General features: G+C 67.9%; 8 protein-coding genes, 1 tRNA gene and 1 pseudogene. 2 read left to right on the top strand and 8 right to left on the bottom strand.

Features of this window, described 5'->3' with window-relative positions; translation table 11 throughout:
- Window position 1: 1 nt before the first annotated feature.
- The 7 genes from pknB to ACZ6YV_RS04300 form a co-directional block, all read right to left on the bottom strand.
- Window positions 2–1,975, bottom strand: a complete 1,974-nt coding sequence (gene pknB, locus ACZ6YV_RS04270; protein WP_465508536.1) for a Stk1 family PASTA domain-containing Ser/Thr kinase — start codon at window positions 1,973–1,975, stop codon at window positions 2–4.
- Window positions 1,972–3,279 carry a protein kinase domain-containing protein gene (locus ACZ6YV_RS04275; RefSeq protein WP_465508240.1) on the bottom strand — a complete coding sequence of 436 codons (1,308 nt, stop codon included), beginning with the start codon at window positions 3,277–3,279 and terminating at the stop codon, window positions 1,972–1,974. Before ACZ6YV_RS04275 ends, pknB begins: the two co-directional genes overlap by 4 nt.
- Before the next feature lie 3 nt (window positions 3,280–3,282).
- Window positions 3,283–4,746: a peptidoglycan D,D-transpeptidase FtsI family protein gene (locus tag ACZ6YV_RS04280; protein ID WP_465508241.1), complete on the bottom strand. Its 1,464-nt coding sequence runs from the start codon at window positions 4,744–4,746 to the stop codon at window positions 3,283–3,285.
- On the bottom strand, window positions 4,743–6,221 hold the full coding sequence (locus ACZ6YV_RS04285; RefSeq protein WP_465508242.1) for an FtsW/RodA/SpoVE family cell cycle protein: 1,479 nt from the start codon (window positions 6,219–6,221) through the stop codon (window positions 4,743–4,745). Before ACZ6YV_RS04285 ends, ACZ6YV_RS04280 begins: the two co-directional genes overlap by 4 nt.
- Window positions 6,221–7,615, bottom strand: coding sequence for a PP2C family protein-serine/threonine phosphatase (locus ACZ6YV_RS04290; protein ID WP_465508243.1), 1,395 nt, complete (start codon window positions 7,613–7,615; stop codon window positions 6,221–6,223). Before ACZ6YV_RS04290 ends, ACZ6YV_RS04285 begins: the two co-directional genes overlap by 1 nt.
- Window positions 7,612–8,082 carry an FHA domain-containing protein FhaB/FipA gene (locus tag ACZ6YV_RS04295; RefSeq protein ID WP_378239112.1) on the bottom strand — a complete coding sequence of 157 codons (471 nt, stop codon included), beginning with the start codon at window positions 8,080–8,082 and terminating at the stop codon, window positions 7,612–7,614. The genes ACZ6YV_RS04290 and ACZ6YV_RS04295 overlap by 4 nt, the downstream gene beginning before the upstream one ends.
- Window positions 8,083–8,242: 160 nt before the next feature.
- Window positions 8,243–9,514 carry a DUF3662 and FHA domain-containing protein gene (locus ACZ6YV_RS04300; protein ID WP_465508244.1) on the bottom strand — a complete coding sequence of 424 codons (1,272 nt, stop codon included), beginning with the start codon at window positions 9,512–9,514 and terminating at the stop codon, window positions 8,243–8,245.
- Window positions 9,515–9,643: 129 nt separating this feature from the next.
- Here ACZ6YV_RS04300 and ACZ6YV_RS04305 point away from each other — a divergent pair.
- Window positions 9,644–9,726: transfer RNA gene (locus ACZ6YV_RS04305), tRNA-Leu, on the top strand.
- Window positions 9,727–10,357: 631 nt separating this feature from the next.
- Window positions 10,358–10,474: pseudogene (locus ACZ6YV_RS04310) on the top strand (hypothetical protein); the annotation flags it as partial.
- Between the two features lie 655 nt (window positions 10,475–11,129).
- Here ACZ6YV_RS04310 and ACZ6YV_RS04315 read toward each other — a convergent pair.
- Window positions 11,130–11,504: an FKBP-type peptidyl-prolyl cis-trans isomerase gene (locus tag ACZ6YV_RS04315; protein WP_378377118.1), complete on the bottom strand. Its 375-nt coding sequence runs from the start codon at window positions 11,502–11,504 to the stop codon at window positions 11,130–11,132.
- Between the last annotated feature and the right edge of the window lie 27 nt (window positions 11,505–11,531).

Consider the following 11,531-nt stretch of genomic DNA (forward strand, 5'->3'; position numbering starts at 1 on the left):
CTTACTGTCCGCCACCCGGGAGACCCGGGATCCCGGTCCGCGAACTCGACGTCGGCGTTTCATCGCCTTCGACGATGAACAGCGTGATCGCCGCGTTCTTCGCGATCTTCGCACCGGCCTGCGGGTTGGTCTTGCTGACCTTGCCCGCCAGATCCCGGTCACCGTTCTTGTCGGCCTGCGTGTTCAGCTGACCGACCCAGCCCAGCTGCTGCAACTGCCGCGTCGCCTGGTCCTCGGTCATGCCCTTCAGGTTCGGCATGTCGACGGTCTCCTGGCTGCCGTCCGAAACCGTCACGGTGACCACACTGCCGACAGCGAGCTTGCCGCCGTTCGGGGTCTGATCGATGACGGTGTCCTTGGGCTCGCTGGAGCTTGCGGTCTTGAAGGACGGGGTGAATCCGGCCGCCCGCAGCCCGGCGTCGGCCTCGGACTTCGTCTTGCCCTTGTAATTCGTGACCGTCTTCAGTTCCTTGGACTTGCCGACCGTGATGTCGATCTTCGAACCTTGGTCGACTTCGGCCTGCGAGCCGGGGTTCTGCGACAAGATCTTGCCCGCGTTGTTCGGGTCTTCGGTCTCGTCCTCGGTGATCGCGCCGAGCTTCAGACCGGCTTCGGTCAGCGCCGCCAGGGCTTCGGCCTGGGTCTTGCCCTTGAGGTCCGGAGCCTTGACCTTGCCCGGCTTGGAGCCGACGGTCAGCGTGACCTTGTTCGTGGTCAGCGTGACCTGTCCCGCGTTCGGGTTGATCGCGATGACCTTGTCGATGTCGTTCTCGTCGCAGGCGGGCAGGCCGTTGACGGCCTCCCCGGTGCAGGGGATCTTCTTGGTCTCCAACGAGTTGAAGCCGGCGCCGCGCAGGGTGTCCGTGGCCGAGGCCTCGTTCTGGTTGAGGACGTTCGGGATCGGCTTGCTCTCCGCGCTGGTGTCCTGGAACGCGCCCAGCAGCCACATGATCAGGAGCACGATGGCGGCCAGCGAAACCACGAGACCGGCGATCAGCCAGGCCCGGCGCTTCTTCTTCGCGGCCGGGTCTTCCTCGTCTTCTTCGTACTGGTCGTAGCGCTGCGGCACCCGGCGGTCGGAGTCCATGACCTGGGTGCGCTCGTCCTCCGACATCACCATCGGCGCGGACGGCCGCTGGCCGGACAGCGTGCGGACCAGGTCCGAACGCATCTCCGCCGACGACTGGTACCGGTTCGCCGGGCCCTTCGCGAGCGCCTTGAGCACGACGGCGTCGAGCTCCGGCGCCACGGCCGGGTTCACCGACGACGGCGGGTTCGGGTCTTCCCGAACGTGCTGGTACGCCACCGCCACCGGGGAATCGCCGGTGAAAGGCGGCTCTCCGGTGATGAGTTCGTACAGCACACAGCCGGCCGCGTAGACGTCCGAACGCGCGTCGACGGACTCACCGCGGGCCTGCTCCGGCGAGAGGTACTGCGCCGTGCCGATCACCGCGGCGGTCTGCGTCATCGCGGACTGCCCGTCGTGCATGGCGCGCGCGATGCCGAAGTCCATCACCTTGACGGCGCCGTTCTTCGTGATCATCACGTTCGCCGGCTTGACGTCGCGGTGCACGATGCCGTGCCGGTGCGAGAAGTCCAGCGCCGCGCAGACGTCGGCCATGACCTCCATCGCCCGCTTCTGCGACATCGGGCCTTCGGTCTTCACGATGTCCCGCAGAGTCCGTCCTTCGACGTACTCCATGACGATGTACGGCAGCGTGCCGAACTCGGTGTTCGTCTCACCGGTGTCGTAGACGGCGACGATCGCCGGGTGGTTCAGTGCCGCCGCGTTCTGTGCCTCGCGACGGAAACGTTCTTGGAACTGGGGATCCCGCGCCAGGTCGGCGCGCAGGATCTTGATCGCCACCTCCCGGCCCAGGCGCACGTCGTGGCCGTGGTGGACCTCGGACATGCCTCCGTAGCCGAGCGTCTCGCCCAGCTCGTAGCGGTTGCTGAGCAGTCTTGGTGTGCTCATCTCTGCGTGCCGTTCCATTCCGTCCAAGGTTTGCTGCTCATCATTCCTGGATTCGCCTGTCCGGCCGACTCCTCGGTACTGCCCTCCGTCGGCGCCGCGGGGTACGCGGATGTCGGCGAAGGACCCACAGGCTTCTTACCCGGAGCCGGTGCCTCTTCACTCGTTCCCACGCCACCTGACTGCTGTCCGTTGCCCGAACCCACCAGTCTCACGACGAGGAAGGCTCCTGCCACCAGTACTGCGACCAGGATCACCGCGAGCAGCACCCACCAGCCCCATTGTGGCCGCTTGCCGGGCAGGCGGCGGACCGCCATCGGAGGTGGTCCGGTGACCGGGTGCATGGCCGGATGCGACGCCGGTCCGACCGCCGCCATCGGGTTCGGCGGCGAGTGCGGGCCCGGCGGCACCTGCTGCGGCATCACCGGCTGGCCCGCCGAGTACGCCACGTTGACCAGTCCCGACGGCGTCGGCAGTGGCAGCCCGGCGCGCACGGCGGCCACCGCGGCCGCGAACTCGCCTCCACTGTTGTACCGCTGTCTCGGATCCTTGATCAAGGTCGCTTCGATGACCGCGCGGGCGCCCGGCGGGACGTCCGGCGGCAGCGGCGGCGGGAGGTCGCGGATGTGCATCATCGCGACGGTCACCGCGTTCTCCGAAAGGAACGGCCGGTGCCCGGTGAGGCATTCGTAACCGCACACGGCCAGCGAATAGACGTCGCTCGCCGGTTCGGCGTTGTGCCCGAGCGCCTGCTCGGGGGCGATGTAATGGGCGGTGCCCATGACCATGCCGGACCTGGTCACCGGGGCGGCGTCGGCGGCCTTCGCGACCCCGAAGTCGGTGATCTTCACCTGACCGGCCGGGGTCACCATGATGTTGCCGGGTTTGACGTCGCGGTGCACGAGACCGGATTCGTGCGCGGCCTGCAGCGCGTTACCGGCCTGCTCGAGGATGTCCAGGGTGCGGTCGGCGTTCAGCCGTCCTTCGCGGGTGATGATCGCGGCCAGCGGATCGCCCTCGACCAGCTCCATCACCAGATACGCGATCGACAGCTCGTCCGCGACCGTCTCACCGTAGTCGTGCACGGCGGCGATGCCGGGATGGTTCAGCGACGCCGTCATCCGCGCCTCTGTCCGGAACCGGTGCAGGAACTCCGCGTCGCCGGACAGCTCCGCCTTGAGGATCTTGACCGCGACCGTCCGGTCCAGCCGCGTGTCACTTGCCTGCCAGACCTCGCCCATCCCGCCGACGGCGATCCGGTTCGTCAGCTTGTACCGGTCGGCCAGCAGCTGACCCGAGGACAGCATCCGCTATCCACCCCCGAGCATCGCGTTGACGGCGGCGCGGCCGATCTCCGCGGCCACGGTGCCACCGGTCGCTTCGAGCCCGCGGTTGCCACCGGACTCGACGACCACCGCGACGGCGATCTTCGGGTCCATCGCCGGCGCGAACCCGGTGTACCAGGCGTGCGGCGGGGTGTTCTTCGGGTCGTTGCCGTGCTCGGCGGTGCCGGTCTTGGAGGCGATCTGGATGTCGCCGCGCTTGCCGGCGCCCTTCGTGTTCTCCTCCGACGCGAGCATCATGTCGCGCAGGATCGCGGCGTTCGCACTGGACAGCGCGGCGTCGCCGGTCAGCTCGGTCGGGGTGTAGTCCTCGATCGTCGACAGGTTCGGCGCCAGCAGCGACTGCACGAGCTGCGGTTTCATCGCCATCCCGTTGTTCGCGATGGTCGCCGAAAGCAGGGCGTCCTGGATCGGGGTCAGGCGCACGTCGCGCTGCCCGATGGCGCTCTGGAACAGGGCCGGCTTCGAGTCGAGCGGGCCGAGGGTCGACGCGGCGACCCGCATCGGCACGGCCAGGTCCTCGCCGACACCGAAGTTCTTCGCCGTCGCGTTCAGCTTGTCCTTGCCGAGCTCACCCGCGAGTTCGGCGAACGGCACGTTGCAGGAGTACCGCAGCGCTTCCTTCAGCGTGCTGCCCTTGCAGGCCGCGCCGCCGTAGTTCTCCAGCGTCGTCTGGGTGCCGGGCAGTTTGACGTTGGGCGCGGTGTTGACCGGCATGTCCGCTGTCTTGCCGTTCTCGAGCGCGGACGCGGTCACCAGCAGCTTGGCCGTCGAACCCGGCGGGTAGCTCTCCGAGATCGCGCGGTTCAGCATCGGCTTCTTCGGATCGTCGCGCCACTGGCCCCACGCCGCGACCTGCTCCTTGGTGCTGTGCGCGGCGAGCTTGTTCGGGTCGTATGACGGCGTCGACACCATGGCGAGGATGCGCCCGGTCTTCGGCTCGATCGCGACCACCGAACCGGTGTAGCCCTTCTGCGTCATCAGGTCGTACGCGGCCTTCTGGACGGCGGGGTTGATCGTCAGCCGCACGTTCCCGCCCCGCGGGTCACGGCCGGTGACCATGTCCGAAAGGCGCCGCACGAACAGCCGCGGGTCGGACCCGTTGAGGACGTCGTCCTCGGACCGCTCCAGGCCACCCGAGCCGTAGTTGATCGAGTAGTAGCCGGTGACCGGCGCGTACATCGGCCCGTCGGCGTAGGTCCGGATGAACTTGTACTTGTCGTTCGACGGCTCGACCTTCGCGAGCGCGGCGCCGTCGGGCGTCACGATCAGACCTCGCTGGCGGGAGTACTCGTCGTACAGCACGCGCACGTTGCGCGAGTCCGTGCGGTAGTCGTCGGCCTTGACCACCTGGATGTAGGTGGCGTTGGCCATCAGGAGCACCACCATGACGAGCATGGCGACGCCGACCTTGCGGAGCGGGGTGTTCACGACGCGCTCACCTCACCGTTCGCGGACGGCCGCTGGACCATCACCGTGTGCGCTTCGGCGAGCGGTGCCTGGGGCTGCTGCGGCTTCGGCCGCACCGCGGGTTTGCGGGCGGCGTCGGAGATTCGGAGCAGAAGGGCCACCAGGATGTAGTTCGCGAGCAGTGAAGAACCGCCGCGGGAGAGGAACGGGGCGGTGATCCCGGTGTTCGGGATCAGGTTCGTGACGCCGCCGACGACGACGAAGATCTGCATGACCAGGGCGAACGACAGGCCGCCACCCAGGAGTTTGCCGAAGGTGTCGCGGACCGCGAGGGCGCTGCGCATCCCGCGCATCGCCAGGATCAGGTACAGCATCAGCATCGCGGTGAGGCCGATCAGGCCGAGTTCCTCGCCGATCGCGGTGGTGATGAAGTCCGTCTTGGCCTCGGGGACCATGTCCGGCCGTCCGGCGCCGAGGCCGGTGCCGCCGACCCCGCCGGTGCCGAGCCCGAACAGGCCCTGCGCGACCTGGTAGCCGCCGCCCGCGTCGTCGTAGGTGGCGAGCGGGTCGATCCAGTTCCGGACACGCTGCTGGACGTGCGTGAACAGGTTGTAGGCGATGACGGCGCCCGCGGCGAAGAAGCCGATGCCCAGCACCACCCAGATGACCCGTTCGGTGGCGACGTACAACATCACCAGCGTGACGCCGAAGAACAGCAGCGACGTCCCCAGGTCCTTCTCGAACACCAGCACGCCGAGGCAGGCGGCCGCCGCGATCAGGATCGGGCCGAGGTCACGGCCACGCGGCAGCTCGACGCCGGCGATCTTCTTGCCCGCGACCATGAACAGGTCCCGTTTCGTCACCAGGAACGAGGCGAAGAAGATCATCAGCAGGATCTTCGCGAACTCACCCGGCTGGATCGAGAAGAACGGCAGCTTGATCCAGACCTTCGCGCCGTTGACCTCGGAAAGGCTCGACGGCAGCACCGCGGGCAGCGCGAGCGCCACGATGCCGACAAGGCCACAGATGTAGCCGTAGCGGGTCAGCGTGCGGTGGTCGCTGATCACGACCAGCACCACCACGAACAGCACGAGCGAGATCGCCGTGAACAGCACCTGCTTGGTGACGTCCGGCGTGTACTCCTTGCCCTGCTGGACCGCCCTTTCGGCGAGCGCCAGGTCGATCCGGTGGATCATCACCAGGCCGAGCCCGTTCAGCAGCGCGACACACGGCAGGATCACCGGGTCCGCGTACGGCGCCCAGCGGCGGACCGCCAGATGCGCCGCCGTCAGCACCCCGAGGTAGGACAAGCCAAGCCAGATGATCGAGCTGGTGAGTTCCTGCTCCTGGTTCGCCTCCACCAGCACGAGCGCGATGGTGACGATGAACGTCGCGAACGCCAGGAGGACGAGTTCGGTCCCGCGCCGCTTGGGCAGCTCGCGCGGAGGGTTCGTGGCGAACTGGGCCGAGGCCGGATCGGCGGGCGGCGTGCTCATCAGTTACCGCCTCCCGGTGCTGCCGGTTCCGGCGTCGAGCAGTCCCTCCCCGCTGGCTGGTTCGCCGAACTCGGCGAGGCGGGGGTCGAAGGGGGAGCCGCCGAAGACGACGCCGGGGGCGCCGGCGAGGAAGGCGGAATGGAAGTCGAGCCGGTGGCGGGCTTGCAGTCGGCCAGCTGCTTGTGCGGCCGCAGGAAATCGTCGATGTACTTGCGGGCGTCGTCGAGGTTGTCCTTCTTGACGCCGTTCTTCACCGCGATACGCGCGTCCTCCTGCAGGGCGGGCACCAGCAGCTTGTCGGTGCACAGCCCGCCCGGCGGGCACGAGCCCTGCTCGTAGGCGTGCAGGTCGATGCCGAGGATGCTGCCCGGGACGCCGCGGAAGACCACGACCTCCTCGCCGGGCCCCTCGCCGACGTAGTACTGGCTCAGCACGAAGTACCGCGTGGCGATCGCCGCCGCGGCCAGCACGATCAGGACGACCACCGCTCCCGCCAGCCAGCGAAATCGCCTCCGGCGCTTGACCTTGGGGTCCTCCTGTTGGGGCTGGACCTCGGGCCGCGGCTGCGGCGCGGGCTGGGTCAGCGCGCGGGCACGGGCGGCGGGGGAGTCGCCCTGATGGAATTCGTCACTGCCGTCACCGGCGGCGCCGCCCACGATGGGCGCGTCCTCACCGAAGTCGACGTCGACGACGTCGGCGATGATCACCGTGACGTTGTCCGTGCCGCCGCCCTTGAGCGCCAGCTCGATCATGCGGTCCGCGCAGGCCTGCGGATCCGGGATCTGGATCGCCTCGGCGAGCGTCTCGTCGCTGACCATGCCGGACAGGCCGTCCGAGCAGATCAGGTAGCGGTCGTGGGCGCGGGCCTCGCGCACGGTCAGGCTCGGCTCGACCTCGTGCCCGGTGAGGGCCTTCAGCAGCAGCGACCGCTGCGGGTGCACCGCGGCCTCTTCCGGCGTGATCCGGCCCTGTTCGAGAAGTTCGTTGACGAAGCTGTCGTCCCGCGTGATCTGCGAGAACTGCCCGCCGCGCATCAAGTACGCGCGCGAGTCGCCGACGTGCACGACACCCATCCGCGAACCGGCGAACAGCACGGCGGTCAGGGTCGTGCCCATCCCGTCGAGGTCCGGGTCCTGCTGGACGAGCTCGGCGATGGCCGCGTTGCCGTTCTGCACGGCCTCACGCAGCTGAGCGAGGAGATCGTCGCTGGGGTCGTCGTCGTCGAGCGGGGCGAGAGAGGCGATGACGACCTTGCTGGCCACCTCACCTGCGGCGTGACCGCCCATGCCGTCGGCGAGGGCGAGCAGGCGGGGACCGGCGTACACGGAGTCCTGGTTGCTGGAACGCACCAGGCCCCGGTCGCTGCGAGCCGCGTAGCGGAGGACGAGAGTCATGGGCGAAGCTCGATCACCGTTTTGCCGATCCGGATGGGGACTCCGAGCGGGACCCGGAGGGGTGCCGTGACCTTAGCCCGGTCGAGGTACGTCCCGTTCGTCGAGCCCAGATCTTCCACGTACCAATCCTCCCCGCGCAGGGCGATCCGGGCGTGCCGGGTCGACGCGTAGTCGTCGTCCAGCACCAGAGTCGAGTCGTCGGCACGGCCGATCAGGATCGGCCTGCCGTCCAAGGCGATCCTGGTGCCTGCCAGCGCACCATGGGTCACGAGCAGCTGCTGAGGCGACTTCCCGCCACGCGGCTTTTTGGTGCTTTCCTTCTTCTTGCGGCCGAACGTCGGGACGGCGACGCGCAGCCCGGAGGCCGCGTACAGATCCGAACGGACGACACGCAACGCGGCGAACACGAAGAGCCAGAGCAGCACGAGAAAGCCCACCCTGGTGAGTTGAACGACCAGCTCTGGCACTTGTTGTGTCCGCTCCCGTATCTCCTGTGCGCCGCGGAGAGCCCGTGCCGTCCGGGATGGTCGGCTCCGAACAGCCTTGCTCTCCGCATGCGACCTGAAGTGCCGATCCACCACAGGTCCCGCACCGCAATTCTGCGGTACCCCCTCCGGACGCCGCCCGTCAGCCCTGTGTACGGAACACGAGAGACGAGTGGCCCACGCGGATCACGTCGCCGTCGGCCAGCTGCCAGGTCTGCACCGGGGTGCCGTTCACGGTGGTGCCGTTCGTCGAACCGATGTCCGCGAGCGTCGCGCTCTGGCCGTCCCAGGTGATCTCCAGATGACGACGCGAGACGCCGGTGTCCGGGAGCCGGAAGTCGGCGTCCTGGCCGCGGCCCACGACGTTCCCGCCCTGCTTCAGCGAGTACGAGCGGTTCGAACCGTCGTCCAGCTGGAGGCTCGCGGCGAGCTGACGGCCGGCCGCGGGCTGGCCGCCGTAGCCGCCACCCTGCGCGTACGGGTCCGCGGCGGGCTGGCCGTACTGCTGCTGCTGTGCCGCGCCGCCGTACTGGTCGTAGCCGGGCTGCTGCTGCTGGCCGTACTGGTCGTAACCGGGCTGCTGTGCGGCTCCGCCGTAACCCTGGTCGTAGCCGCCTTGCTGCTGCTGGCCGCCGTACTGGTCGTAGCCGGGCTGCTGTGCGGCTCCGCCGCCATAGCCCTGGTCGTAGCCGGGCTGTTGCTGCTGGCCGCCGTACTGGTCGTAGCCGGGCTGCTGTGCGGCTCCGCCGTAACCCTGGTCGTAGCCGCCTTGTTGCTGCTGCTGGCCGTACTGGTCGTAACCGGGCTGCTGAGCGCCGCCGTAGCCCTGGTCGTAGCCGCCCTGCTGCTGACCGCCGTAACCCTGGTCGTACCCGGGCTGCTGCTGGCCAGCCTGCTGTCCGTAGCCGTACTGGCCCTGCTGCTGGCCGTACGGGTCACCCTGGTCGTATTGGCCGTAGCCGGGGGGCTGGCTCATTGCTGGGTCTCCTGCGTTGCTGGGTCGTGCCGACCGTGACGAACCTTCGACGCCGTGGGGCTTGACGTCGGGATCGACGGACGAACGGGTCTTGAACTGTCCAGTATGCAGCGCCTCGTTGCGCTCGAGCGAAACTACGACGTCACCATAGGTGTCCCAACCGTGCTCGGCGAGGTGTTCCTTGACCGCCTCCGCCAACACCGACGTGACCCGACGCTCGTCTCCGGCCATGCGCTCGTGATCAGCCTGCCCCAACGACACGATGTAGTGATTGGGGGCGAGCTGTCGACCACCGGCCAGCTCACGAACGTTCTCCTCGCTCTCGCGCTCAAGCGCCACCGCCACTTCCTGCGTGACGACGTTGCCACCGAACATGCGCGCGAAGGTATTGCCCACGAGGTTCTCGAGCCGTCTGTCAAACCGTTCGACGCGGCCCACCGGGCAACCTCCTCACACGTGTGCTTCCCCGTCGATCCTATCCGGGTACGGCCAGTCGGACACGGCCCCCGGTGAAACCCGTCAAAACCGCCTGCTACGCTTTGCGAGCTGTCAGAGAATGAAGCACTCGGGCGAGTGGCGGAATGGCAGACGCGCACGGTTCAGGTCCGTGTGTCCGAAAGGACGTGAGGGTTCAACTCCCTCCTCGCCCACTCTTGTTCGAGGCCCCCTTTGCTCCGCGACGGGGGCCTCTTTCGTGTGGGTCGTCGCTCGTCAGCTCCCGGGGGGCCGAGCCCCCCGGACCCCCACGGTGCGTGAGGGCGGCGGTTGGTCTTTGGTGCCTCCAGAGCAGCTCCAGTACACGTTTGTGCTGGTAGTTGCGGGTGCGCAGCCGGTATATTTTCATGCCCCATGGCCGAGGACGTGCTGCACGACCTCGGAGACAAGGTCGTCAACGCTCTCGTCGACGCCACAAGCGCGGCCAGGGCGGACCTGGCCGAATATCGCGACTTCTTTCCCGGCTGGGTCGCGGACAGCAGTGACCGTGGGCTTTCGAACTGGATCCACGACCGTCTTTGGGCGCACTTGCGTCGCGGACTCACCGACATCGACTCCGTCGAGCTGGTGGACCAGGGCGTTACTCGCGAAGTCACCGTGGGTATCCGGTACCGCGCTCGTGTGAAGAGGCACACGGTCCGAGATCGCATCGGTTCGCCTGGGCTTCGGTTACCGCTGGGACCCCGAAGAGCGAGTGATCGGCAGCACCATCGTCTCCCTGCGCGACGGTTTGGACAAAGATGCGCGATCTGGGCTGTGGAGGTAGATGCTGAGGCGCCCGGTGGCATGGGTACGGGAATCACCTGGACTCCTGTCGATCCGTCGCTGCCCCAGATCGACCTGTGCGCCAAGGCTGAGATCACTCAGGCCGCGTTGTCCCGCTACGAGAACGATCAACGCATGCCTGACGGCGACGTGGTGAACCGGCTCGCGGAGTCATTGGGTGTATCGACGCGCTTTCTGACTCGGGATCACGCTGTTCGGGGCGCGCTCGCGGTGGACGCGCACATGAGGCGTCAGCGAACGACGAAGGCGTCCGCTTGGCGAAAGCTCGAAGCCCGGCTGAACGCCCACCGGTTGCATGTCTCCGTGTTGTTCGAGGACGTATCGATGCGGGCGGAGCAGGCGGTCCCCACTTTCGATCCCATCGACACGACTCCGGCGCAGGCGGCTCTGATGGTGCGCGCCCAATGGAGGCTGCCGGTCGGGCAGGTACGGAATCTGACCAGGTGGCTGGAGGCTGCCGGCTGCGTGATCCTGGAAGAAGACTTCGGCACCTCACGTATCGACGGACTTTCCCAGTGGATCGGCGATCACCCCGTTCTCCTGATCAACGCGGGTGCCCCCGATCGATCGCAAACGGTTGACCTTGGCTCACGAACTCGGTCACCTCGTGCTCCACAACGGGATCGCGACCGAGGATCCGGAACGGGAAGCCAACGAGTTCGCGGCTGAGTTCTTGATGCCGGAGCATGTGATCAAGCCGGGCTGCAAGCCGTGTGGATTCCCTCGCGTGACATGGGCCCCGGGGACCGGGGCCCATGCCGGACGAAGTGGGTCAGTTCACGCCGATCAGGTCGACCACGAAGATCAGGGTCTCGTTCGGCTTGATGACGCCGCCGGCGCCGCGTTCGCCGTAAGCGAGGTGCGGCGGGATGACCAGCTGACGGCGGCCGCCGACCTTCATCCCGGCGACGCCCTGGTCCCAGCCGGGGATGACCTGGCCGGCGCCGAGGCCGAAGCGAAGCGGCTCGCCGCGGTCCCATGACGCGTCGAACTGGTCGCCGGTCGAGTGCGAGACACCGACGTAGTGCACCGAGACGGTGTCGCCGGCCTTCGCTTCCTGGCCGTCGCCGACGGAGATGTCGGTCTTCACCAGGTCGGCGGGCGCTGCGCCCTCCGGGCGGTCGATCTGGGGCTTCTCCAAAGACATGGTCACAAGCTACATCCGCTGGTCCCG

It is taken from the genome of Amycolatopsis sp. NPDC102522 (assembly GCF_055584485.1).

Excerpts from the sequence above, each read along its gene's own strand:
- ACZ6YV_RS04290 (WP_465508243.1), bottom strand. The coding sequence starts at position 7,615 with ATGACTCTCGTCCTCCGCTACGCGGCTCGCAGCGACCGGGGCCTGGTG.
- ACZ6YV_RS04275 (WP_465508240.1), bottom strand. The coding sequence starts at position 3,279 with ATGCTGTCCTCGGGTCAGCTGCTGGCCGACCGGTACAAGCTGACGAAC.
- ACZ6YV_RS04285 (WP_465508242.1), bottom strand. The coding sequence starts at position 6,221 with ATGAGCACGCCGCCCGCCGATCCGGCCTCGGCCCAGTTCGCCACGAAC.
- ACZ6YV_RS04315 (WP_378377118.1), bottom strand. The coding sequence starts at position 11,504 with ATGTCTTTGGAGAAGCCCCAGATCGACCGCCCGGAGGGCGCAGCGCCC.
- pknB (WP_465508536.1), bottom strand. The coding sequence starts at position 1,975 with ATGAGCACACCAAGACTGCTCAGCAACCGCTACGAGCTGGGCGAGACG.